A 23,812-nucleotide genomic window follows, 5' to 3' on the forward strand; every position below is an offset into this window, starting at 1 on the left:
CAGCATCCAGCACCCTTGCGGTACCCCCATCACTGCGACTGGCGCGGTGCGGGCGTGCGGGGGGCCGGGGCCCGGGGCCGTACGGGCGGGGAGTGAGACGCTCAGTGGGCCTCGACCGTCACCGTGAACGAGAACCGGTCGCCCCGGTAGTGGATCCGGGCCACGTCGACGACCCGGCCCCCGTCGTCGTACGTCACGCCCGTGTAGTGGAGGATCGGCGACAGCAGCGGCACCTGGAGCAGCCGCGCGGTCTCGGGGTCGGCGAGGCGCGCCTCGACGGTGTCGGTGATCCGGCTGATCTTCACCCCGACGACGTCCCGCAGCACCTTCGTCATCGGCCAGCGCTCCAGATCCGCCGGGTCGATGCCGGCCGCGATCTCCGGAAGTACCGCGTTCTCCACCCAGTTGGTGGGCTCGCCGCTCTCCCCGTCCGCGCGCAGCCGGCGAAAGACGGCGACCTCGCGGGTGGCGGGGAAGTGTTCGACGAGCTCGCCCGGCACCGGCTCGGTGCCGTGGCCGAGCACGGTGGTCCGCTCGCCGGACTGCTGGGCCACGATCGCGTCGATCGAACCCAGCAGCCGGCGCGGCGCCGAGCGCCGGGCGCCCGGCTCGATGAAGGTGCCGCGCCGCCGGTGCCTGCTGATCAGGCCCTCCTCCTCCAGCTCCTTGAGGGCCTGGCGCATGGTCAGCACGCTGACGCCGTAGTGCGCGGCGAGCTGCTCCTCGGTGGGCAGCCGCAGCGAGGCGTCCGGGGTGCGGCCCAGTATGGAGGCGCGCAACGACTGCGAGACCTGGTACCAGAGAGGAAGCTTCCGGTTCAGGACCAGTGAGTCGGGGGCGAAGGCGGTCACGGCTCTCTCCGTACGACGGCTACGGACTACGGGGCACCACCCGGTGGCCGGTCACCGGTCACCGGGTGGGGTGACGGTCACGGCCGGAAGTGGCGCTCAAGACCCTGCCATACGTCGTCGTAGCCCTGCTGCAGGTGGTCGGCCCCGGCGGCCTGGGCCGTCGGGTGCACCGGCCAGCGGGTCTCGAACATGAAGGCAAGACCGTCGTCGATCTTCTGCGGGACGAGCTCGGCGGCGCTGGCCTTGTCGAAGGTCTCCTGGTCGGGACCGTGCGCCGACATCATGTTGTGCAGCGAGCCGCCGCCCGGCACGAAACCTCCCTCGCCGGCGGACTTGGCGTCGTAGGCCCCGTCGATCAGGCCCATGTACTCGCTCATCACATTGCGGTGGAAGTACGGGGGACGGAAGGTGTCCTCGCCGACCAGCCAGCGCGGGGCGAAGACCACGAAGTCGACGCCGGCGACACCGGGGGTGTCGGACGGGGCGGTCAGCACCGTGAAGATCGACGGGTCCGGGTGGTCATAGGAGATCGATCCGATGACATTGAAGCGGTGCAGGTCGTAGACGTACGGCGTGTGGGTGCCGTGCCAGGCGACGACGTCGAGCGGGGAGTGGCCGTAGGTCGCGGACCACAGGTTGCCGCAGTACTTGTTGATCACCTCGACCGGGCCCTCGTAGTCCTCGTAGGCCGCCACGGGGGCCCGGAAGTCACGGGCGTTCGCCAGGCCGTTGGCGCCGATCGGGCCGAGGTCGGGGAGCTGGAACGGGGCGCCGTAGTTCTCGCAGACATAGCCTCGGGCGGTCGCGTCGAGGAGTTCGACCCGGAAGCGGACCCCGCGCGGGATCAGCGCGACCTCGCCGGGGCGGGCGGCGAGCAGGCCGAGTTCGGTGCGCAGCAGCAGACCGCCGCGCTCGGGGACGATCAGCAGCTCGCCGTCGGCGTCGCTGAACACCCGCTCCATGGGCGCGTTCGCGTGGTAGAGATGCACGGCCATGCCGCTGCGCTGGGTCGCGTCGCCGTTGCCGCCGAGCGTCCACAGGCCGGCCAGCCAGTCCGTACCGGGGGCCGGCTCCGGCAGCGGGTTCCAGCGCAGCCGGTTGGGGTCGGGCACGGTCTCGGTGAACGGCGCGCTGCGCACGGTGCCGTTGTCGATCCGGACGAACGGCGGATGCGCGGCCGAGGGGCGGATCCGGTAGAGCCACGAGCGCCGGTTGTAGGCCCTTGGCTCGGTGAAGGCGCTGCCGCTCAGCTGCTCGGCGTGCAGCCCGAGCGGAGCCCGCTGCGGCGCGTTGCGGCCTTCGGGGAGGGCACCGGGAACGGCTTCGGTGGTGTGCTCGTTGCCGAATCCCGTGCTGTAGGTCAGCGCGTCGGCGATCTTTCCCGCCGCTTCCGCGTTCAGCGCGTGCATCGTGTGCTCCTGTCCTGACGCTCACAACAATCCTATGTATGACCGTAGGATTCGGCTCCCCCTCGCGTCAACGGAAATCGCGTATCTCCACCGGGTTCGTTGGGACGTGGCGGCTGCACGGGGGGTTCCAAAAGATGAGCGGTGCTCTACTCTCGCGCCATGTCATGGACCCGACGGTTCGTTCTCGCGCTCTCGGCCGTGCTCACGGTGCTCGCCACCGCCCTGTCCACCGCCCCCGCCGCCCAGGCGCACGAGGAGCGGCCCGTCACCCTGCCCGACGGCTCCGGCAGCGTCCCCGCGGCGCACACCGGCGAGCCCGATCTGCTCGTGTGCAAGACCGGCCGGGCCGCCTTCGAACGTCGGGTGGCCGGCTTCCCGGCCGCCCTGAAGGCCCGTAACCTCGCGCTGTTCGACCGCTGCGTCCGGCAGGGCTACCGCCATCTCCAGCAGGCCGTCGACGCCGTCGACCGCCCCGGCATGACCATCGCGATGCTGCCCGGACTGTACGAGGAGGAGCCGTCCCTGCCCGCGCCCACCGGCGCGTGCGCCGCGCTCAAGGCGCCCCGCTCGGCGCTCGGCTACCAGATCCTCAGCTACGCGCAGCAGCGGCAGTGCCCGCACAACCAGAACCTGGTCGCCATCCTCGGCAAGAAGGACCTCCAGATCGAGGGCACCGGCGCCTCCCGGCTCGACGTCGTCGTCGACGCCCGGTACGCCAAGCTCAACGCCCTGCGCGCCGACTCCTCCGACGGCGTCTACTTCCGCAACTTCACCGCCCAGCGCACCACCTTCAACTCGCTCTACGTCCTCGCGAGCGACGGATTCGTCATCGACGACGTCCTCACCCGCTGGAACGACGAGTACGGCTTCCTCACCTTCGCCTCCGACCACGGCCTCTACAAGAACTGCGAGTCCTACGGCAACGGCGACTCCGGCATCTACCCCGGCTCGGCCTCCGACATCAACGACGGCCGCGGCTACGACGTCCCCCGCCACTCCATCGAGATCACCGGCTGCCACAGCCACCACAACATGGTCGGCTACAGCGGCACCGCCGGAGACTCCGTCTACGTCCACGACAACGAGTTCGACCACAACATGGGCGGCGCCTCCATGGACTCCGCCTTCCCCGGCCACCCCGGCCTCCCGCAGAACCACGCCCGCTTCGAACGGAACCTGATCCACGACAACAACGAGGACTACTACCCGTACGTCGCCGACGGCACCTGTGCCCGGCCCCCGGTCGACCGGGGCTACGAACAAGGGGTCGTCTGCCCCCAGATCTCCATGCCGCCCGGCACCGGCATCATCACCGCGGGCGGCAACTGGAACCTCTACGAGAACAACTGGATCTACGGTCACCGGCGCGCCGGCGTCTTCCTCAGCGCCGTCCCCGCCTTCATCCGCGGCGAATCCGCCTGGGGCAAGCAGGCCGACACCTCGCACCACAACCGGTACGCCGGCAACCACCTGGGCGTCGACCGGGCCGGCCACGCACGGCCGAACCGCACCGACGTGTGGTGGGACGGCCAGGGGAGCGGCAACTGCTGGCAGTCCGACACCGGCACCACCACCCCGTACACACTGCCCGTCTGCGGCCCGCGGCGCGGCGACGTCACCGGTGGCACCGGCCGCCTCGTCGGCGAACCCGTCAAACTCGCCCAGCTCCTCGTCTGCGCCGACTACGACGTCCGGGCCCGCCGGCTGCCCGCCGGATGCGACTGGTACGGCGCCCACGGCATCCGGCGCGTCGAGACCCAGCTCGCCCTCGGCGTCGCGGCGGTCCTCACCCTGGTCGGCACCGTGCTGTGGCGGCGCCGGCTGCGCGGCAGCCGGCTCGCGGGCACGGCGGCCCTGCTGGGCCTGCTCGGACTGGCCCTCGACGTGGCCGCCTCCACCCGCTCGCTCACCCCCACCCCGCTGCCCGCCCTGGCCCTGCTCCTGACGGGCCTCGCGTGGACCGGCCTCGGCCTCGCCCTGCGCACCCGCCTCCCACGCCGCCCCGCCTTCGCCTGGACCACGATCGCCCTCGGCGCCCTGACCCTTCTCGACGCGTTCGACAAGGCGGTCCTGATGATCCCCTGGATACCCGTCGGCCCGGCGTGGGTGCGCGGACTGCTCGGTGTGGTGTGGGTGCTCTGGGCCGTCGTGGTGACCGGCGCCCGCCGCCGTCCCGCCCCGTCCCCCGATCCGGCGGGGAGCGCCGCGTGAACGCCGGGCGGGTGGGCGCCGGCCGTCGGCGCCGGGCGGGGGCCGCGCTGTTCGCGCTCATGCTCGGCGCGGTCCTCGTCACCGGCTGCGGCGGGCGCCCCACCACCCACCACAAGCCCGGCACCAGCCACCAGGAGGCGACCGGCGGCGCGGGCGCCCTGCTCGACGCCCGGGACGGCACCGGGCACCGCCTGCGAGAGGTGCCCGCGTCCGGCGCGCCCGCCGTCCGGGTCGAGACCCGGCCCGACAGCGACGGCGGCTGGAACGTCCACCTCCTGGTGGAGAGGTTCCAGTTCACCCCCGAGACCACCGGCGACGCCGCCCTGCCGGGCCGTGGCTACGCCCGCCTCCTCCTCGGCGGCCGCGAGATCGCCCGCGCCTACGGACCCTGGGCCCATGTCCCGGCCGGTGCCCGCGCCCTCACCGCGCGGCTCTTCGCCGACGACCACACCGTCTGGGCCGTCGCCGGCCGTCCCGTCGAGACCACCGCCCGCCTGGGCGCCGGAGCGCCGGACGCGAGCCCGGGCACGCCCACGCTCACGCTCACGCACGTACCCACGTCCGCCACCCCGAGCGGCCGTACCGTCGACATCACCATCACCGACGGCTCCGTACAACCACCCCCTTCCCGCATCGAACTGAAGAAGGGTGAACTCCTCACCCTCCGGGTGACCAGCGACCGCGCCGACACCCTGCACGTGCACGGCTACGACCGTGAACTGTCCCTGTCGCCCGGCCGGACCGCCACCCTCACCCTGACCGCCGACCGCACCGGCCTGTTCGAGGTCGAGACCCACACCTCCGCACTCGTCCTCACGCAACTGGTCGTCAGATGACACCGCCCGCCGTTCTCCTGGCCGCGCCCCTGCCCCTGCCCCTGCCCCTGCCCCTGCCCCTGCCCCTGCCCCCGGCGGCGCCGCTGTCCATGCCGCTCGCCCATGGCGTGGGCGCCCGGCACGATCTGCCGCTCCCGCCCTTCTACGCGTACGCCGGCGCCTTCGCCGCGCTCTTCGTCTCCTTCCTCTCGCTCGGCCTGCTCTGGTCCGCTTCCCGCTTCCGCGGCGACCTGGCGGGCCGTCCGCTTCCCGGCGCCGTGCAGCGCCTCGCCGACGCCCCCGCCACCCGCACCGCCCTCCGATCGCTCGGCGCCGCCGCCGGCCTCGCCCTCGTCCTGTACCTCCTCCTCGGCCCCGACGATCCGGACCGCAACCCCGCACCCGGCGCCGTCTACGTCCTGTTCTGGGTCGGCCTCGTCCCCGCCTCCGTTCTCCTCGGCCCCGTCTGGCGCCTCCTCAACCCCCTGCGCACCCTGTCCGCCCTGCTGCCCGCCCGGAGCGCGCCCCGCCCACTGCCGTCCCGGCTCGGCATCCGGCCCGCGGCCGCCGGACTCCTTCTCTTCACCTGGCTCGAACTCGTCGCCCCCGACAACGTCACCGCCCCCGTCCTCCTCGCCGCCCTCGCCGTCCACACGGCCGTCGGACTTCTCGGCGCCGCCCGGTACGGGCCCGCCTGGTTCGACCACGCCGACCCCTTCGAGGCCTACTCCTCCCTGCTCGCCCGGCTTTCCCCGCTCGGCCGCCGCGCCGACGGCCGGCTCGTCGTGCGCTCCCCCTTCGACAGCCTCGACGCCACCCCGCCCACGCCCGGCCTCGTCGCCACCGTCAGCGTCCTCCTCGGTTCCACCGCCTACGACGGTTTCTCCGACAGCCCCCGCTGGATCACCACCCTGCAGACCTCATCCCTCGGCCGCACCGCCACCGCCACGCTCGGCCTGCTCGCCGCCGTCCTTCTGGTCGCCGCGCTCTACACCCTGTGCACCGGCGTCCTCCGGCTCTTCGACCGCGCACTCGACGCCCCGCTCACCTCCTTCGCCCACTCCCTGCTGCCCATCGCCCTCGGCTACCTCGTCGCCCACTACTTCTCGCTCTTCGTCATCGAATCGCCACGCACCGTCATGATGGCACTCGGCACTGACAACGCCCCCGCGCCCGCTCTGCCCCTGGGTCCCGGGGGCCTCGCCACCCTCCAGGTCGTCGCGATCGTCACCGGGCACGTCCTCGGTGTGGTGGCCGCGCACGATCGCTCCGTCCGGCTGTTCCCGCCCGAACGGTCCGTGGCGTGCGGCCTTCCGCTGTTCGCGCTGATGATCGCGTACACCCTCGGCGGCATCGGCCTGCTCATCGCCTGAGCCCGGCCGGAACGGCATGATGGTCCCGTGCCCCAGTCCAGCCCGCGCCCGCTCGCCCCGCAGCCGCCCGTTCCGCAGTCGCCCGCCCCGCGCCCGGCGACGGGGCCCGCGCTCCGGCGCGCCCCGGTCCAGCGGCGCAGCGCCGAACGCCTCACCCGCATCCTCGACGCGTGCGCCGAACTCCTCGACGAGACCGGGTACGAGCAGTTGAGCACCCGCGCCGTCGCGGCCCGCGCGGGTGTCCCGATCGGATCGGTCTACCGCTTCTTCGGCAACAAACGGGCCATGGTCGCCGCCCTCGCCCACCGCAACCTCGACCACTACGCGGCCCGCGTCGCCGCAGGCCTCGCCGCGCTCCCGGCCGCGCCGGCCGACGCCCCGGTCGGCGGCCAGGCTGACGGGGCCTCGGGTGAAGGTGCTTCAGGCGGGAGCGGGAGCGGTTCGAATGAGGGGGTCCCGAATGACGGCGCCGACGCCGCCCAGGTCATCGACGCCGTCCTTGACGCGTACCTCGCGATGAAGCGCACCGTGCCCGGCTTCGGCCTCGTCGACTTCGGCGTCCCGGGCCCCTGTGCCCCTGCGGACGCCACGGACGCCGGGGGTGTCGGAGGTGCCGAGGGCGTTCCGGATGTCGCGGACGCCCCCTGTGGGCAGGTGGAGCCGGAACTCCCCGGCGAGAGCCCCAACCCCCTGGTCGCCGCCCGTATCTGCGGGCTGATCGCCGGCCCCCTCGGCCGGCCCGTCGACGACACCCTGCGCCGCAAGGTGCTGGTCTGCGTCGAGGCCACCGACGCCCTGCTCCGGCTCGCCTTCCGTGCCGACCCCTCCGGTGACCCGGAGCTCGTCGCCGAGACCCGCGCCCTCCTGCATGCCTATCTGGCTCCCGCGCTGGGCCGCCCCGGCGGCGCCCGCTGACCTCGCGCGCCCCTCAGCGCGTAGCCCCGAACCCGTACCCCGAGCGCCCGCCCCCGAGGGGGTCGCGGGGAGGGCTCGGAGGGTGGACTCAGGGCCGGATGGGTGGAAGTCGGAGGGCGACACGGCTTGTTGCCACCCTGCGTAGTCAAGGGATGACCAATAGTCAGATTATCGGCCAATAGGTTCGGTATCGGTACGACTGGAGGAATCCCGCATGATTGCCCCGGCTCTCCGCCCCCTGCTGTCCACCGCCGTGACCGCGCTCGCCGTCGGTTCACTGGCCCTGACGAGTGCGCCCGCGGCCTTCGCCGCCCCCGGCGACAACGGTGACGTCAAGATCCATCTGTCGGGTACCGCCGTCGGTTCCCTGAGTGACGAGACCAAGGTCTGCCGGTTCTACCTCGACGCCTTCAACTTCGACACCCTCGCGCTGGTGGACTGGGAGATCTCGCCGCAGCCGGCGAAGTCGGCCACGCCGAGCCTCAGCGGCTCGATCAACCTCTCGGTCGGCATCGGGCACACCAACGACCTCATGCTCCCGAACGGTACCTACCAGCTCACCTGGAAGTTCCTGGGCGAGACCGGCGTCGCCAAGCACAAGGTCTTCACGGTCGACTGCACCGGCAACCACCCGGGCGGCGGCAGGCCGCCCCACGGCCCGGTCGGCGCGGGCGGCGGCGGATCGGCCGAGATGGTCGCGGCCTCCGCGGACGGCACCGCCTTCGGGGTCGGATCGGCCGTCGTCGCGGCGCTCGCGGGTACCGCGGGCCTGATTCTCGTCCGCCGCTCGCGCCGCCGCAGCGATGGCGTCGCGTAGGTCCGTTCCCCCGCGCGGGATGGCGTCCGCCGGCCGGGCCGTGGTCTCCGGGACGGCGTCCACCGGCCGGGTCGCGGTCGCGTCCCCGTCTGAGCGGTCCTCGTACGAGCGGCGCCCGTACGCGCGGTACCCGTACGAGGGACACCCGCGTCACGAGCGGCATCCGCGTCACGAGGGGCGTCCGCGCGGGACGGGCCCGCGACAGGGCCACCCGCGCGGGGTCGCCCCGCGCGGTGGTGCCGCCGTCCGCCGGAAGCGTCGGCTCCGTCGCACCCGGCGGCTCGCCCGCACTCTCCTCGTGACGGTGTCCCTGGTCGTCGGCGGGGTGTGGTGGGCGGCGGACGACCAACCGCCGCCCACCCCCGTGCTCGCCGCGGCGCCGGTCGGCCACGGCGTGGCGGCGCCGGTCGCGGCCCGCCCCGTCGTGGCGCCGCAGGTCAAGCCCCGGCCGCCACTCGCACCGCTGAAGCCCTCCCGGCCCACCGCCCTCGCCGTCCCCGCGATCACCATCCAGGCGCCGGTCGTCGGACTGGACCTCGACGCCTCCGGGCGGCTCGCGGTCCCGCCCGTCGACAACCCCCGGGTCGTCGGCTGGTACGCGAAGGGCGTCACCCCCGGCGAACGCGGCACCGCCGTCATGGTCGGCCACCGCGACACCCGGACCGGGCCGGCGATCTTCCTCAACCTCAACGTGCTCAACCCCGGCAACACGGTCCGGATCGCCCGCGACGACGGCCGCGTCGCCGTCTTCACGGTCGACAAGGTTCGTACGTACGACAAGGCGACCTTCCCCGACAGTGAGGTGTACGGCCCCTCCGACCGGGCCGAACTGCGCCTGCTCACCTGCGGCGGACCGTTCGACCGCAAGCACGGCTACGCCTCCAACCTCGTGGTCTTCGCCCATCTCACCGGCGTGGACCGCCAGATCTGACCCCGCCTCACGCCCCGACCCAACCCGACCAGCCCTCGCCCCCTTCCTTTCTGTCCCTCCCCTTTCCCTCTGGCCTCCTGGTCCTGCCGGTCCGCCCGTACGGCGTGCCCGGTGTGGCGAGAACTTGCCAGGTGCTTCCGCTTCCACGGGCCCGGCACGCAGGATGGCCAAGGAGCCGGAAGGAGCCCGCGCCCCCTGCGGGTGCCCGTCCGGTCCGCTGTACGGGCCGCTCCGCCCTGCCATGTGACGTGCGGTCCGTCCTCGCCCGGTACGGGGTGTTCCCGCCTCCTCCTCGGGATCGCTCCCGCATCCGGGTGTGCTCGCCCCAGGACGGCGGCGGAGGGGTTCGGCGCGGACATCCGCTCCCGCACCGGACCCCTCCGTGGCCGGCCGGTCCGCCGGCCTGCCGTCCGGGGGCCGGGCCGATCCGCCTCGCGCGGCCGCGCGCCGGGGCGCGGCGCACCCTGCCGCCACGCCCCGACGTCCGACGTTTCCGGACCCCGGTCCTGACCTGCCAGGGCTCGGCCCCCCAGACCGGGCCGTCGCAATCCGGCGTCTCCGGACCCGACATCCTCAGCCCCCGGACCCGCCGCTTCGGACCCCGCGCCCCGGCGCCCCCTCCCGCGCCCCGGGCCCGTGCGTCCCGGCGCCGCGCGCGAAGGGCCCTGGCGCACGAAAACTAACGGCGCTAGTTTGGGCCGGCGGGTTCGCGGACCCGCGGACCCGAGACAAGCGGTGAAGGCAAGGAGCGAGCGGATGAAGGTCCACGACGCGATGTACATCGGCGGAGAGTGGCGCGCGCCCGCCTCCCCGGAGACGATCGCCGTGATCGATCCGTGGACCGAACAGGTCGTCGCCCATGTCCCGGCCGGGACCGCCGAGGACGTGAACGCCGCCGTACGGGCCGCCCGCGCCGCGCTGCCCGGCTGGGCGGCCACCCCGCCCGCCGAGCGGGCCGCCCGGCTCACCGCGCTCCGCGACGCGCTCGCCGCCCGCGCCGAGGAGATCGCCGCCACGGTCACCACCGAACTGGGCGCCCCGCCCCGGCTCGCCGCCGGGGTGCACGCCGCCCTGCCGGTCACGGTCGCCGGCTCGTACGCCGAACTCGCCGCCACCCACCCCTTCGAGGAGAAGGTCGGCAACTCCACGGTCTACTCCGAGCCGGTCGGTGTCGTCGCCGCCATCACCCCCTGGAACTACCCGCTCCACCAGATCGTCGCCAAGGTCGCCCCGGCCCTCGCCGCCGGCTGCACCCTCGTCCTCAAGCCCGCCGAGGACACGCCGCTGACCGCCCAGCTCTTCGCCGAGGCCGTCCACGACGCGGGTGTGCCGGCCGGGGTGTTCAACCTCGTCACCGGACTCGGCCCGGTCGCGGGGCAGGCCCTCGCCGAGCACCCCGATGTGGGCCTGGTCTCCTTCACCGGCTCCACCGCCGTCGGCCGCGCCATCGGCGCGCTCGCCGGGGGCGCCGTCAAACGTGTCGCCCTCGAACTCGGCGGCAAGTCCGCCAATGTCATCCTGCCCGGCGCCGACCTCGGCAGGGCCGTCGCCGTGGGCGTCGCCAACGTCATGGCCAACTCCGGCCAGACGTGCAGCGCCTGGACCCGGATGCTCGTGCACACCGACCAGTACGACGAGGCGGTGGAGCTCGCCGTCACGGCCGCCGCCAAGTACGTCCCGGGCGAACGCATCGGCCCGCTCGTCAGCGCCCGGCAGCGCGACCGGGTCCGCGGCTACATCGAGCAGGGCGTCGCCGAGGGCGCCCGACTCGTCGCCGGCGGCCCCGAAGCCCCGTGCGAGACCGGCTACTTCGTCGCCCCCACCGTCTTCGCCGACGTCACCCCGGACATGACCATCGCCCAGGAGGAGATCTTCGGCCCGGTCGTGTCGATCCTCCGGTACGAGGACGAGGACCACGCCCTCGCACTCGCCAACGGCACCGTGTACGGGCTCGCCGGCGCGGTCTGGGGTGAACAGGAGGAGGCCGTCGCCTTCGCCCGCCGGATGGAGACCGGCCAGGTCGACATCAACGGCGGCCGGTTCAACCCGCTGGCCCCGTTCGGCGGCTGGAAGCAGTCCGGCGTCGGCCGCGAGTTCGGCGTCCATGGTCTGGCCGAGTACCTCCAGACCAAGTCCCTCCAGTTCTGACCCCGGATCCCCGAGCCCCCGGGCCCGCCCGTTGGCGGTGGGGGCCGGGGCCCGGATCCGGGCCGCACGACCGGGATCCCGCCGCGAACCCCGCTGCGGGATCCCCGTTCCGGGCGCCGGTCCCGGGACCGGCGGGGCCCGTCCCCGGCCGGCCCGGCGCTCTCCGTACGCGCGTTTCGACACCCGAGGAGACACCCGCGTGATCCGTGCCGCCGTTCTGCCCGCCGTCGGTTCTCCGCTGGAGGTCACCGGCATCGAACTGCCCGCCCCCGGACCCGGTCGGGTACGGGTCCGGCTCGCCGCCGCCGGGGTCTGCCACTCCGACCTGTCGCTGTCCGACGGCACCCTGCGGGTCCCCGTCCCCGCCGTCCTCGGACACGAGGGCGCCGGCACGGTCGTCGCCGTCGGCGAGGGTGTCACCCATGTGGCCCCCGGCGACGGCGTCGTCCTCAACTGGGCGCCGTCCTGCGGCCGCTGCCACCCCTGCTCGCTCGGCGAGGTATGGCTCTGCCTCGACGCGCTGTCCGGCGCCGCCGCCGTCCACGCCCGCACCGAGGACGGCACCGAACTCCACCCGGGCCTCAACGTCGCCGCCTTCGCCGAGGAGACCGTCGTCGCGGCCGGCTGCGTCCTGCCCGCGCCCGAGGGCGTACCGCTCACCGAGGCCGCCCTGCTCGGCTGCGCCGTCCTCACCGGCTGGGGCGCCGTCCACCACTCCGCCCGGGTCCGGGCGGGCGAGACCGTCGCGGTGTTCGGCGTCGGCGGGGTCGGTCTCGCGACCCTCCAGGCCGCCCGCGCCGCCGGGGCCTCGGCCATCGTCGCCGTCGACGTCTCGCCCGAGAAGGAGGCCCTGGCCCGGGCCGCCGGAGCCACCGCGTACGTCGTCGCCTCCGACACCACCGCCAAGGACATCCGGAAACTGACCGGCGGCCACGGCGTCGACGTGGCCCTCGAATGCGTCGGCCGCGCCGCCACCATCCGGGCCGCCTGGGAGTCCACCCGGCGCGGCGGGCGCACCACGGTCGTCGGCATCGGCGGCAAGGACCAGCAGGTCTCCTTCAACGCCCTGGAGATCTTCCACTGGGGCCGCACCCTGTCCGGCTGCGTCTACGGAAACTCCGATCCGGCCCGCGACCTTCCGGTTCTCGCCGAGAACATCCGCGCGGGCCGCCTCGACCCGGGCTCCCTGGTCACCGACCGGATCACCCTGGACGACATCCCGGCCGCCTTCGACGCCATGAGGGCGGGCAAGGGCGGCCGTGCGCTCGTCGTCTTCTAGACGGTCTCGCGCCGCTGTACGGTCTCGCGCCCCGCGGACCCGGCCGGGGCGGCGGCCGTCACGGCGGCCCTCGGCCGGGAGCGGGACACCGCCACGCCCGCCAGGCACAGCGCGCCGCCGGCCAGCGTGAGCGGCCCCGGCAGCTCGCCGAGGAACAGCCAGGCCAGCAGCACCACCAGGGCGGGTACGGCGTACGTCGTCGCGCCCATCCGGCCCGCCGTCGTCCGGGCCAGGGCGTAGGCCCAGGTGGTGAAGGCCAGCGCGGTCGGGAAGACGCCGAGGTAGACCATGTTCAGGGTCGCGGACAGCGGTGCCCGGCCCGCCTCCTCGACGAGCTGTCCGGCGAACGGCAGACACGCCACCGTGCCGACCAGACAGCCGAACGTCGTCACCTGGAGCGCGCTGCCGTGCGCGAGCGCCGGCTTCTGGGAGACCACCCCGCCCGCGTACGCCATCGCCGCCAGCAGACACAGCACCACGCCCAGGACGGAGGCGTGCCCGCCGCCCGATCCGCCCGACATCGAGAGCCCGACGGCGATCGCGCCCGCGAAGGACACCGCCATGCCCGCGAGCAGCCGGGGCGGCAGCGTCTCGCCGAGCACCTTGGCGCCGAGCAGGGCGATCAGAATCGGGCCGATGTTCACGACCATCGCGGCCGTGCCCGCGTCGACCTCCTGCTCACCCCAGTTGAGCACCACCATGTACGCCCCGAACCACAAGAGCCCGGATATGCCGATGCCGCGCCAGGCGGCCCGGGGCGGCAGCCCCTCGCGCCGGATCAGCAGGACGGTCCCGAGGACGAGCGATCCGGCGAGCAGCCGGCCGAGCGCGAGGGCGCCGGGGGAGTAGGTGGCTCCCGCGCTGCGGATGGAGACGAAGGCGGAGGCCCACAGGACGACGGTGACCGCGGCAGCGGCGAGCGCGCGTCGGGAGGTTCGGTTCGGCGTGGTCGGCATGGCACGACGGTACGGCCGGAATCGTTCGGTGTTCACCGTACGGTCCCGGCCGCCCGGCGGAAGGAGTCGTTCCGGCGGGCTGCCCGAGCCTCCCGGGTCACCCGACGGACTTCCCGGGCCCGTCCGGCCCTCCCGGACCACGACCCGGTTCAGCGCAGTGCCGCCGGTTCGATGCCTAGCAGCGACTCCAGGGCCCGCTCCCCGTCGGCGGTCACCTTCACCGCCCGCCCGGACCCGATCCGTACGCACCACCCGGCCTCCAGCGCGTGCCGGCACAGCGCCGCGCCCGCGAGGCCGGCCAGGTGCGGTCGGCGCTCGGTCCAGTCCAGACAGCCGCGGGCGACCGGCCGCCGTCCCTTCCCGTCCTTGCCTTCCTTGCCGGTGGGGGACGCGAGCGGGACGCCGAGGTCGGCGAACCAGGCGAGGCCGCCGTCGGTGAGGGCGAACCCGGTGTCCTGGCGGAGCAGTCCGCGCGTGGTCAGGGCGTCGGTGAGCGTGATGCCGAGCCGCCCGGCGAGATGGTCGTAACAGGTGCGCCCGCGCGCCATCGCCTCACCGGCGCGTACCGCCCGCAGACCGCGCGGCGGTTCGGGAACGGCCGGTTCGGAGCGGGCGGCCAGATCCTCGACGAGGTGCGCGACGCCGGGGTCGGCGAGGCGTACGTACCGGTGCCGTCCCTGCCGCTCCTCCGCTAGGACCCCGCCCGCGACCAGCTTGCCGAGGTGCTCACTCGCGGTGGAGGCGGCGACGCCCGCGTGCCGGGCCAGCTCGCCGGCGGTCCAGGCCCGTCCGTCGAGCAGCGCGAGCAGGAAGGCGGCGCGGGTCTCGTCGGCGAAGAGGGCGGCGAGGGCGGCGAGGTGTCGGGGGGCCATGCCATCAAGGATGCCGCGGTCACTGTTCGGCGGCGGCCGAAGTGTTCCCGTACTCCTGCTCGCGCCGCCAGTGCCAGTCCCACAGCCGGGACCAGCGGTGGTCGTGTTCGAGCGCGGGCCCCGGCGGCCCGATCCGGGCGTAGCCGTCGACCGTGCGCGGATCGTCGCGGCGCATCAGGCCATACGCGGCGATCACCCGTACCAGCTGTCTCTCCTCGCCGAGCAGTCCGGCGAGTGCGTCGGCGATCTCGGGCGCGTGGTCGTCGGATTCGGACAAGCGCTCCGCCGCACACCAGCGGACCTCGTCGTCGGGGTCCCGGGCCAGGCCGACCAGGCACGCCCGGACGGCGGCGGAGCCGTCGTGCCGGCGGCCGAGCACCGCACACGCGCTACGGCGCACGGAGTCGTCCTCGTCCCGGGCCAGGGTCAGGAGCGCGGCCCGGGCGGCCGGGGCGAGCGGGCTCGCGTCCAGACAGTCCGGTACGGCCGCGCGGACGAGCGGGCTCGGGTGGCCGGTGTGGCCGAGGCCGGTGGCCACCATGTCCGGGTGCTCGTGCTCGGTCCCCCATGCGAACAGCACGTCCGCGAGGACCCGGGGGTCGCTCTCCTCCGCCGCCCAGGCCGCGAACAGTTCGCTCGTCTCCCGCTCGAAGGAGGGGGTGGTGTCCTCCTCCTCGAAGAGCGTCAGACATCGCAGGACGTCCGCGGCGAACCGCCGGTGGGCGGGGCCCGGGTGGTGTCGCAGCGCGGCGACGGCCGACCAGGTCCGCACGCTGCGCCGCTTGCAGAGAACACGGAGAGGGCTTCCCCAGTCCACATGATCGGGGTCGGGATGTGCCACCCCCCGGTCGGCCAACTCCTCGACGGGGGTGAGGAGGCGCAGTGTCCATTCGAGGTCGGTGAGGATCGCCCCGTGCCCGGCCCGTACCGAGCGCCCGTCCAGGGTCAGTTCGTCGAGGTGCCCGAACCAGTCGCCGTCCTGGACTCTGGTCCGCTCCCCGGGGGCCACGAGGCGCCGCTCGTACCAGTTCCGCGCCAGGGCGAGGGCCCGATCGGCGGCGGGTCCGCGCAGCCGGAGGCCGGGGTCCTTGCCGAGGACCTCCGAGTAGACCCCGTAGGAACCTCTCTCGATCGCCCGCAGCAGCGGAGTCGTACCGTCCGGCAGCGCCCGGTCCGGGTCGGCGCCCGCGTGCGTCAGGGCACCGGCGACCCGCTCGGCGCAGGCGTCGATCGCCAGGCACAGCACCGGCAGCCCGTCCTCGGCGAGCGTGTCGGGATCGGCGCCCGCGTCGAGCAGCCGCTCCACCGCCTCCGCGTCCCCCGCCCGGACCGCCGCTACGAGCTCCGTCCCGAGCCCGAGTCCCGCCCCCATGCCCGGCGCGCGTCCTGCGGCGCCGTCGCCGATGTCCCCCACCCGTCCCCCGTCCCCGTGTCGTACTGCGTCTGCAAGCCGTCGAGCAGCGCCCGCAGCCCCGTCGCGAACGCCCCCTCGTCCACCTTCTCGCGGTGCTCCGCGAGCAGGTGGGCCTGGCCGAGATGAGGGTAGTCGGCCGGGTCGTACGCGGTCTCGTCGTCGACGAAGCCGCGGGCGAAGGAGCCGAGGGCGGAGCCGGTGACGAAGTAGCGCATCAAGGCGCCGATGTACGTGGCCTGGGCAGCCGGCCAGCCCGCGCGGACCATCGCCCCGAAGACCGTGTCCGCGACCTTCAGACCGGCCGGGCGGCGACCGGGGCCCTGGGCGAGCAGGGGCACGAGGTGGGGGTGCCGGGCGAGCGCGGCGCGGTAGGAGAGGGCCCAGTCGTGCAGGGCCGTGCGCCAGTCCCGGGGGTCGTCCGGCGCGAACATCGACAGATCGACCTTGGCGCTGACGGTGTCCGCGACCGCGTCCAGGATCTCGTCCTTGGTGCGGAAGTGGTTGTAGAGGGAGGGCCCGCTCACGCCCAGTTCGGCCGCGAGACGGCGGGTCGACAGGGCGGCGAGCCCCTCGGTGTCCACGAGCGCGCCCGCCGCCTCGACGATGAGGTCGCGACTGAGGAGGGGCTTGCGCGGTCGGGCCATGGCGCACATAGTAGGCGGGACCCATAAAACTAGCAGTGTTAATTAAACGGGGCGGGTGGCGTGGTGGACCTGGGGCTCAGCGAGGAGCAGACGGCGATACGGCGGCTCGCCGAGGACTTCGTCGCCCGCGAGATCACCCCGCACGCCACCGCCTGGGACCGCGCCGAGCAGGTCGACCGGGCCCTCGTCAAGAAGCTCGGAGCGGTCGGCTTCCTGGGGCTGACCCTCCCCGAGGAGTACGGCGGCTCGGGCGGCGACCATCTCTCGTACTGCCTCGTCACCGAGGAGCTGGGCCGGGGCGACTCCGCCGTCCGGGGCATCGTCTCCGTCTCCCTCGGCCTGGTCGCCAAGACCATCGCGGCCTGGGGCGACGAGGAGCAGAATCGGACCTGGCTGCCCCGGCTCGCCTCCGGTGACGCCCTCGGCTGCTTCGGCCTCACCGAGCCGGGCACCGGCTCCGACGCCGGGAACCTCGCCACCCGCGCCGTCCACGACCCCGCCACCGGGACGTACGCGATCAGCGGCACCAAGATGTTCATCACCAACGGCACCTGGGCCGACGTCGTCCTGCTCTTCGCCCGCACCGGCGACACCCCCGGCCACCGGGGCGTCTCGGCCTTCCTCGTCCCCGCCGACACCCCCGGCCTGACCCGCCGGGCCATCCACGGCAAGCTCGGCCTGCGCGGCCAGGCCACGGCCGAACTGCTCCTCGACGACGTCCGCGTACCCGAGAGCGCGCTCCTCGGCCCCGAGGGCAAGGGCTTCGCCGTCGCCATGTCCGCGCTCGCCAAGGGCCGGATGTCGGTCGCCGCCGGCTGCGTCGGGATCGCCCAGGCCGCGCTCGACGCGGCCGTGCGCTACGCCGGCGAGCGCGAACAGTTCGGCCGGCCCATCGCCTCGTACCAGCTGGTCCAGGAGCTGATCAGCGACATCGCCGTGGACGTCGACGCCGCCCGGCTGCTCACCTGGCGGGTCGCCGATCTGATCGACCGGGGCGAGGAGTTCGCCACCGCCGCCTCCAAGGCCAAGCTGTACGCCTCCGAGGCCGCCGTCCGGGCCGCGAACAACGCCCTCCAGGTCTTCGGCGGCTACGGCTACATCGACGAGTACCCGGTCGGGAAGCTGCTGCGCGACGCCCGTGTGATGACCCTCTATGAAGGCACGAGCCAGATCCAGAAGCTCATCATCGGGCGGGCGCTGACGGGCGTCTCCGCGTTCTGAGTCCGAGTAGGGCCATGGGTGCGTCCATGGACACGGGCGGGGGGCGGTCCCGCCTCCCGGTCCGCCTCCCGGCCCGGGTCTCGTTTCCCCCGTGGACGGGCGTGACCTGCCCCGTCAGCCTCTAAGCGCTTGCTCACCTTCGTTGTATGGTGTTCGTCCCTGTGACGGCCCGAAGAGGAGAGTGCGATGAGCGCGGCGGAGGAGACGGAGGAGACGCCCGGCGGCGAGGACACTCCGTGGGTCGAGGTCACACCCGAGGCCGCCCGGCGTCTGCTGATCGCGGCCGTCGAGGCGTTCGCCGAGCGCGGCTACCACGCCACCACGACCCGCGACATCGCGGGCCGCGCCGGGATGAGCCCGGCCGCGCTCTACATCCACTACAAGACCAAGGAAGAGCTGCTCCACCGGATCAGCCGGATCGGGCACGACAAGGCCCTGGAGATCCTGCGCGACGCCGCCGCCGACGACGGGACGGCCGCCGAGCGCCTCGCCGCCGCCGTCCGGTCCTTCGTCCGCTGGCACGCCGAGCGGCACACTACCGCCCGGGTCGTGCAGTACGAGCTGGACGCGCTCGTCCCCGAGCACCGCACCGAGATCGTGGCGCTGCGCCGCGAGTCGGACGCGACGGTGCGGCGGATCATCGAGGAGGGCGTGGCGAGCGGCGAGTTCGACGTCCCGGACGTGGCCGGGACGACCGTCGCCGTGCTCTCCCTCTGCATCGACGTCTCGCGCTGGTTCACCACCCAGGGCCGGCGCACCGCCGACGAGGTCGGCGCGCTCTACGCCGACCTCGTGCTGCGGATGGTGGGCGCCCGTACGGACGCCGGGGCGGACGCGAGTGCGGGCGCGGGGGCGGACGGGGCCGGGGCTCAGAAGTAGTAGCGGGACACCGACTCGGCGACGCACACCGGCTTGTCGCCGCCCTCGCGCTCCACGGTCACCTTCGCCGTGACCTGCACGCCGCCGCCGGCCTCCCGCACCTCGGTGAGCACGGCGGTGGCGCGCAGCCGGGAGCCGACCGGCACCGGGGCGGGGAAACGGACCTTCTCGGTGCCGTAGTTGAGGCCCATCTTCATGCCCTCGACCCGCATGACCTGCGGGACCAGCGCCGGCAGCAACGACAGCGTCAGATAGCCGTGCGCGATCGTCCGCCCGAAGGGGCCGGCGGCGGCGCGCTCCGGGTCGACATGGATCCACTGGTGGTCGCCGGTGGCGTCGGCGAACCGGTCGATGCGGTCCTGCTCGATCTCCAGCCAGTCGCTGTACCCCAACTGCTCGCCGACCGCGGCGCGCAGCTCCTCGGCGGAGGTGAAGATCCTCGGCTCGGCCATGTTCCGCTCCCTTTCGTGCTCCTGCTCGAACGCGGGCGCACACGGGACGCATACGCCTAAGCGACTGCTCAGCATGTTGTGGGGCGGGTGGCGTCCTGTCAATGTGCCGGTCCGGGGCGGGTGGTGGTCCGGCCCCGGACCGGCCGCGATCCGGGCGGGGGCTGCTCGCCACCCGTGCGCGGACCAGCGGCGGGCCGGCGGCGGACCAGTGGCGGGCTGGCGGCGGACCGATGGTGGTCCGGACCACGACCCCTGCGTCCAACGGGGGTTGACGTAGGGTCGGGTGGGTGCCGCAGATTCCCGAGAAGATCCAAGAGCTCACCGTCGGCCAGCTGTCCGCGCGTAGCGGAGCGGCCGTCTCGGCCCTGCACTTCTACGAGTCAAAAGGGCTGATCGCCAGTCGCCGCACCAGCGGCAACCAGCGCCGCTACTGCCGGGACACCTTGCGCCGGGTCGCCTTCATCAGGGCCGCCCAGCGCGTCGGCATCCCCCTCGCCACCGTGCGCGAGGCGCTCGCCCAGCTGCCCGAGGAGCGCACCCCCACCCACGAGGACTGGGCCCGGCTCTCCAAGGCCTGGCGGGCGGAACTCGACGAACGGATAAGCCGGCTCGGGCGGTTGCGCGACCACCTGACGGACTGCATCGGCTGCGGCTGTCTGTCGCTGGAGACCTGCGTGCTGTCCAACCCCGACGACGTCTTCGGCGAGCAGATCACGGGCTCGCGCCTGCTGGGCGAGCGCAGAAAGAGCTGAGCGCGGAAGGAGCCGAGGGCGGAAAAGGGGCGGGCACGACGGTCGACCGGCGGTCGGCCTCGCCCTCTTCGCCGGCGCCCTCGGCGGAGCACCGGCAGGACCGATGCCCTGCCGGACCGCACGACGGGCCGTGCGACAGACCGCGAGCCTGACAGTACGCCCGACCGCACGGCGAACCGCGCCACGGACCGTACGACGAGCCGTGCGGCCGAGCGGACGAGGAACCGCGAGGTCGCCGGGGGAGCGGCGTACGCGGGGCCGGGCTCACGCCGCCCGTACCAGCCGGGAGACGGCCTCCTCGCGCGCACCCTCCTCGCGCGTGCGCGTCCGGGACCGGGGTGCCAGGACGGGGCGGGGTATGCGTATGCCGCAGTCCGCGCACACCGGCCCGAACCACGGTTCGTCCCCCGTGCCTCCCGTGCGCCACTCGACGCGGGCCCCCGCGCACACCGGGCATCCATCGCCCGGGCCCCGCCGCAGCGCGGTCACCAGCCGGTCCATCACCTCCGGCAGCGACTCCGCCGGATGACGGTCCGGGTCGTCACACCGGGCCACCCCGTTGCCGCCCCAGATCCGGCGGTGCCAGGCGTCGAGCGCGGCCGGTCTGCGCAGCCCGTCGCGCTTCTCGAGCCGCCGCCGCTCGGCGTACTCCGTCTCGTACGCGAGCCAGATCGCCCGGGCCCGCTCCAGCTCCTCCAGCGCGGCCACCAACCGCGCCGGATCGGCGTCCCGGTCCTCCGGGCCGAAGCCGTGCCTGCGGCACAGATGATCCCAGGTCGCCCGGTGACCGTACGGCGCGAACCGCTCCAGGCACTTGCGCAGCGCGTAACGGCGCAAGGCCGTGTCGCACCGCGGATCGCGAACCTGTCCCGCGAGACTTCGGAACCCGGCCATGTCCTGCCACCCTCCGTCGCTGACACTTCGGCGTCATCAGAGGGACGAACGAACGGCCTTTCCTGTTCCATTTATTGATTCGATCACTCGTATGGGGGACACCGAAGCCCGGCCGACGCACCGGTGTCCCGCCCCACCGCACCCTGTCCCACCTCAGGCGAAGCGCCCGGCCCGGGCCACCACCCGGGCCAGCTCCTCGTGGCAGATGTCACTGTGCTCGGACACCACGGCGGCGGCGTCCACGTTCACACAGCCCGAGGCGGGCAGCCCGTCGCGCAGCGCCGCCGCCAGCGGGACGGCGGCCGTGCCCGGGACGGCCTGGACGCCGTCGTGGCCCACGGCCCACCAGCGGCGGTCGTCGCCGAGCAGCGAGTCGTCGTCCCGGGCCACCCGGGACGCCAGCGGGTAGAAGATCCCGAGCGCGGTGTCGTGCGCGGAATGGCAGGCGACCAGTGGCCCGTCGATCCGCGCCTGGAGCCCCGGCAGCGAGCCGGGCCGGGCCTTGCCGTACGGCACCCGGTCGGTGAACGCGTAATGGGAGAAGGCGCCCTGAAGCAGCGTCACCGACTTCACGGTCCGCATGCCCTCGGGCAGTCCGCGCAGCGCGTACGCGACCAGCCGGCCGCCGAAGCTGTGCCCGGTCAGATGGACCCGCAACCCCGGCGCCAACCGGGCGAGTTCGCCGAGCAGCGGACCGAGCCCGTGCTCGCCGACCACCCCCGCGCGGCGCTTCATCGTGTAGTACGTCGCCTGCCGCAGGGCCTCCTTGGCGCCCCGCCACAGCCGCTTCACCGGATCGCCGCCGAACAACTCGGCCGCCCCCGGGTCCGACGCCGCCCCCGCCCCCGTGCCCGCTGCGGCGTCGTGCGCGTCGGCGAACATCGCGTACACCGTCCGAGGATCGCCGACCAGGAACCCCGGCGCCTCCACTCCGCTGCCTATGCCGCCGGTGCCGGGACCGGACGCGGGGTCCGGCCTGTCCGCCACCCCCGCCAACTCCCGCAGCAGCCCCGCGAACTCCGTGAACGCGGCCTCGTCCGCCGGTTCCGCCCCGGCCAGCTCCGCGAGCCGGGCGACCACCGCCGCCCGCTCCGGCACGACCCGGGCCACCGCCGCGTAGTCGGGCACCGGCTCGTCGGAGAACATCATCGAGGGCCACACCACGCCCGCGTACCCGAGCCGCGCCGCCTTGCCCGCCACCCGGGGGAAGGGGGCGAGGAAGCGGTCGAAGAGCCCGGTGGCCGACGACGGCGTGTTGTTCCAGCCGTGCGTGAACACCACCAGGTCCGTGCATCCCTGCCGGGCGAGCGCGGCGAGCGCCCGCGCCTGCCCGGCCGGGCCGTCGCCGTCCTTGTCGAAAACGATCTGCTGGTACGGCCCGACACTCGTCACCGTCTTGGCCATGGCCCCGTCCCTCCGCGTCGAGGTGCGCCTCGCCCGCGAGCCGGGACGGCACGGCGCGGGGCCCCGGCCGTTCAGGGGACTCTCGCCGCGGCCCGGCCACGGGCGTCCGCCGGGATTCTTCCCGCGCGCGGCGCCGGCCAGTCGTCGGCCGGACGTCAGTGGCGCAGCCTCGCCGCCGAGATCCGCGGGAAGTACGCGACCGCGTCGAAGGAACGGGAGAGCGACACGTTGGACACGTCGCCCGCCCACGGGTACGTGGTGCCGATCGACCGGGTCGGTCGCGCGGTGGCCAGCCAGGTCCGCGCCGCGGGGGTGGCCCGGCGCGGGTCGAGCAGGAAGGGGTGGTCCGAGACCCGGTCCAGGACGGCCGCGTTGCTGTCCGCGCCCAGCGGCCCGACGGTGAACGTCCGTACCGGCTCGCCCTCCTCCCGCGAGTCGTGCGCGTTGAACGAGCCCTGCCCGAAGGCCGATCCGAGCGCCACGTAGTCGCGGCCGAGCGCGTCGCGCAGGAACGAGCCCTGGGTGCGCGGGTACGTGTCGGGGAGCGTCGAGCGGTAGCCGACGTGGTCGTTGTGCGCGGACAGCACCATCCGGTCGCCGGTGTGCCGCTGCCACCACGCGGTGTTCTCGGCCATGACCCGGTCGCGGTAGAGCATGGCCCCGGCGACACCCTCGTCGGTCATGAAGTCGTAGGAATACTCCGTGCCGACCTGGGCGATGGCCCGGGCGTGCTGCACCGCCCAGGTGTACGCCTCGCGCGCCGCGCGGTCCGGGCCCGCCGGGCCCTGTCGCTGGAGGAGGTCGAGCGCCTGCCGGACGTTCTCGCCCATCGCGCGCCGTTCGGCACCCGGCTTGAACATGTACGCGTTCATCCAGGCGTCGACGTCGTCACCGGTCGGCCGCGAGGTGCGGTACAGCTCGCGGAAGCGGGGGAGCAGGGCCGGACGGGTGCGGGCCACGTAGTCGGTGACCTTGTCGAAGAGGTTCGGGCCCGCGTAGCCGAGGTCGTTGCCCATGAAGCGGACCGGGTGCTCCGGGTGGCGCAGATTGTGCCGGCGCATCCAGGTGAACAGATCCAGGTATTCGGCGGTGTCCCAGAAGGCGTAGGAGTTCTGGAACTCGTCCCGCATGATCGTGGCGATGTCGCCCCGGCCGTGGCGGACGTAGTCGTCGACGAGCAGGCCGGTGCTCCAGTTGGCCTCCAGCGCGAAGGTGGTGAACCCGCGCCGTTCGACCAGTTCCTCGAAGATCCGGTGTTTGGCGGCGAAGAACTCGGTGGAGCTGTGGGTGGCCTCGCCGATCCCCACCACCTTGGCCGAGCCGACGATCCGCTCCAGGGTCGGGACGTCGGTCAACGGCCCTGCGGCGGAGCGGAGTTCGCGCGCCGGGTCGGGGGCGGACGTCGGTCGTCCGGTGGCGGCGGTGGCGGTGGCGGCGGGGGTCGGAAGGCCGACGGCGACGGCGGCCAGCAGGGCGGCGAGCGGGCGGAGGAAGCGGCGGCGGGTGCGTAACGTGTTCATGGCCCCAGCCTCGCCGCCGGCCGCGGGCGGGACCATCCCGGCCCCACCCGTCACT

21 protein-coding genes are annotated in these 23,812 nt (G+C 73.9%); 11 read left to right on the top strand and 10 right to left on the bottom strand.

What is annotated here, in order from left to right; all coding sequences use genetic code 11:
• Positions 1-101 precede the first annotated feature (101 nt).
• Positions 102-851 carry a GntR family transcriptional regulator gene (locus ACGFRB_RS27900; RefSeq protein WP_393246932.1) on the bottom strand — a complete coding sequence of 250 codons (750 nt, stop codon included), beginning with the start codon at positions 849-851 and terminating at the stop codon, positions 102-104.
• Positions 852-928: 77 nt separating this feature from the next.
• On the bottom strand, positions 929-2,260 hold the full coding sequence (hmgA, locus tag ACGFRB_RS27905; protein ID WP_363008777.1) for a homogentisate 1,2-dioxygenase: 1,332 nt from the start codon (positions 2,258-2,260) through the stop codon (positions 929-931).
• Between the two features lie 159 nt (positions 2,261-2,419).
• Here hmgA and ACGFRB_RS27910 point away from each other — a divergent pair, with 159 nt between their 5' ends.
• The 8 genes from ACGFRB_RS27910 (at position 2,420) to ACGFRB_RS27945 (ending at position 12,749) form a co-directional block, all read left to right on the top strand.
• On the top strand, positions 2,420-4,471 hold the full coding sequence (locus ACGFRB_RS27910; RefSeq protein ID WP_393246934.1) for a right-handed parallel beta-helix repeat-containing protein: 2,052 nt from the start codon (positions 2,420-2,422) through the stop codon (positions 4,469-4,471).
• A gap of 59 nt (positions 4,472-4,530) precedes the next feature.
• A complete protein-coding gene (locus ACGFRB_RS27915; protein ID WP_393247012.1) occupies positions 4,531-5,307 on the top strand; it encodes a hypothetical protein in 777 nt (258 codons plus the stop codon).
• 89 nt (positions 5,308-5,396) lie between these two features.
• Positions 5,397-6,659 (top strand): hypothetical protein, encoded by a 1,263-nt coding sequence (locus tag ACGFRB_RS27920; protein WP_393247014.1) that lies wholly within the window; start codon positions 5,397-5,399, stop codon positions 6,657-6,659.
• Positions 6,660-6,686: 27 nt separating this feature from the next.
• Positions 6,687-7,574 carry a TetR family transcriptional regulator gene (locus ACGFRB_RS27925; protein WP_393246936.1) on the top strand — a complete coding sequence of 296 codons (888 nt, stop codon included), beginning with the start codon at positions 6,687-6,689 and terminating at the stop codon, positions 7,572-7,574.
• Positions 7,575-7,788: 214 nt separating this feature from the next.
• Positions 7,789-8,391 (top strand): hypothetical protein, encoded by a 603-nt coding sequence (locus ACGFRB_RS27930; RefSeq protein WP_363008771.1) that lies wholly within the window; start codon positions 7,789-7,791, stop codon positions 8,389-8,391.
• A gap of 298 nt (positions 8,392-8,689) precedes the next feature.
• Positions 8,690-9,322: a class F sortase gene (locus tag ACGFRB_RS27935; protein ID WP_393246938.1), complete on the top strand. Its 633-nt coding sequence runs from the start codon at positions 8,690-8,692 to the stop codon at positions 9,320-9,322.
• Between the two features lie 756 nt (positions 9,323-10,078).
• A complete protein-coding gene (locus ACGFRB_RS27940) occupies positions 10,079-11,470 on the top strand; it encodes an aldehyde dehydrogenase family protein (RefSeq protein WP_393246939.1) in 1,392 nt (463 codons plus the stop codon).
• A gap of 199 nt (positions 11,471-11,669) precedes the next feature.
• Positions 11,670-12,749 (top strand): zinc-binding dehydrogenase, encoded by a 1,080-nt coding sequence (locus ACGFRB_RS27945; RefSeq protein ID WP_393246941.1) that lies wholly within the window; start codon positions 11,670-11,672, stop codon positions 12,747-12,749.
• On the opposite strand, the gene ACGFRB_RS27950 is transcribed toward ACGFRB_RS27945, so the two are convergent.
• The 4 genes from ACGFRB_RS27950 to ACGFRB_RS27965 all read right to left on the bottom strand — a co-directional run bounded on the left by ACGFRB_RS27950 (position 12,746) and on the right by ACGFRB_RS27965 (position 16,635).
• Complete coding sequence (locus ACGFRB_RS27950; RefSeq protein WP_393246943.1) at positions 12,746-13,705, bottom strand: DMT family transporter; 960 nt, start codon at positions 13,703-13,705, stop codon at positions 12,746-12,748. The two genes, ACGFRB_RS27945 and ACGFRB_RS27950, sit on opposite strands and share 4 nt — an antisense overlap.
• 149 nt (positions 13,706-13,854) lie before the next feature.
• Complete coding sequence (locus ACGFRB_RS27955; RefSeq protein ID WP_393246945.1) at positions 13,855-14,577, bottom strand: ArsR/SmtB family transcription factor; 723 nt, start codon at positions 14,575-14,577, stop codon at positions 13,855-13,857.
• 19 nt (positions 14,578-14,596) lie between these two features.
• On the bottom strand, positions 14,597-15,949 hold the full coding sequence (locus ACGFRB_RS27960; RefSeq protein WP_393246947.1) for a HEAT repeat domain-containing protein: 1,353 nt from the start codon (positions 15,947-15,949) through the stop codon (positions 14,597-14,599).
• On the bottom strand, positions 15,913-16,635 hold the full coding sequence (locus ACGFRB_RS27965) for a TetR/AcrR family transcriptional regulator (protein ID WP_393246948.1): 723 nt from the start codon (positions 16,633-16,635) through the stop codon (positions 15,913-15,915). Before ACGFRB_RS27965 ends, ACGFRB_RS27960 begins: the two co-directional genes overlap by 37 nt.
• Positions 16,636-16,695: 60 nt before the next feature.
• On the opposite strand from ACGFRB_RS27965, the gene ACGFRB_RS27970 reads away from it, so the two are divergent.
• Together ACGFRB_RS27970 and ACGFRB_RS27975 are read left to right on the top strand one after the other, a co-directional pair.
• A complete protein-coding gene (locus ACGFRB_RS27970) occupies positions 16,696-17,856 on the top strand; it encodes an acyl-CoA dehydrogenase family protein (protein ID WP_393246950.1) in 1,161 nt (386 codons plus the stop codon).
• 186 nt (positions 17,857-18,042) lie between these two features.
• Entirely contained in the window at positions 18,043-18,735 is a 693-nt protein-coding gene (locus tag ACGFRB_RS27975) for a TetR/AcrR family transcriptional regulator (protein ID WP_363008753.1), read from the top strand.
• Here ACGFRB_RS27975 and ACGFRB_RS27980 read toward each other — a convergent pair.
• Complete coding sequence (locus ACGFRB_RS27980; protein ID WP_393246952.1) at positions 18,726-19,187, bottom strand: MaoC family dehydratase; 462 nt, start codon at positions 19,185-19,187, stop codon at positions 18,726-18,728. The genes ACGFRB_RS27975 and ACGFRB_RS27980 overlap by 10 nt on opposite strands.
• 287 nt (positions 19,188-19,474) lie before the next feature.
• On the opposite strand from ACGFRB_RS27980, the gene soxR reads away from it, so the two are divergent.
• On the top strand, positions 19,475-19,939 hold the full coding sequence (soxR, locus tag ACGFRB_RS27985) for a redox-sensitive transcriptional activator SoxR (RefSeq protein WP_361227884.1): 465 nt from the start codon (positions 19,475-19,477) through the stop codon (positions 19,937-19,939).
• Between the two features lie 264 nt (positions 19,940-20,203).
• On the opposite strand, the gene ACGFRB_RS27990 is transcribed toward soxR, so the two are convergent.
• From ACGFRB_RS27990 to ACGFRB_RS28000, 3 genes are all read right to left on the bottom strand, one after another.
• On the bottom strand, positions 20,204-20,833 hold the full coding sequence (locus tag ACGFRB_RS27990) for a hypothetical protein (protein ID WP_363008749.1): 630 nt from the start codon (positions 20,831-20,833) through the stop codon (positions 20,204-20,206).
• Between the two features lie 153 nt (positions 20,834-20,986).
• On the bottom strand, positions 20,987-22,237 hold the full coding sequence (locus ACGFRB_RS27995; protein ID WP_393246954.1) for a serine-threonine protein kinase: 1,251 nt from the start codon (positions 22,235-22,237) through the stop codon (positions 20,987-20,989).
• 155 nt (positions 22,238-22,392) lie between these two features.
• Positions 22,393-23,757: an erythromycin esterase family protein gene (locus tag ACGFRB_RS28000; protein ID WP_393246956.1), complete on the bottom strand. Its 1,365-nt coding sequence runs from the start codon at positions 23,755-23,757 to the stop codon at positions 22,393-22,395.
• Between the last annotated feature and the right edge of the window lie 55 nt (positions 23,758-23,812).

Source organism: Streptomyces sp. NPDC048718, from assembly GCF_043198875.1.
Taxonomy (GTDB): domain Bacteria; phylum Actinomycetota; class Actinomycetes; order Streptomycetales; family Streptomycetaceae; genus Streptomyces.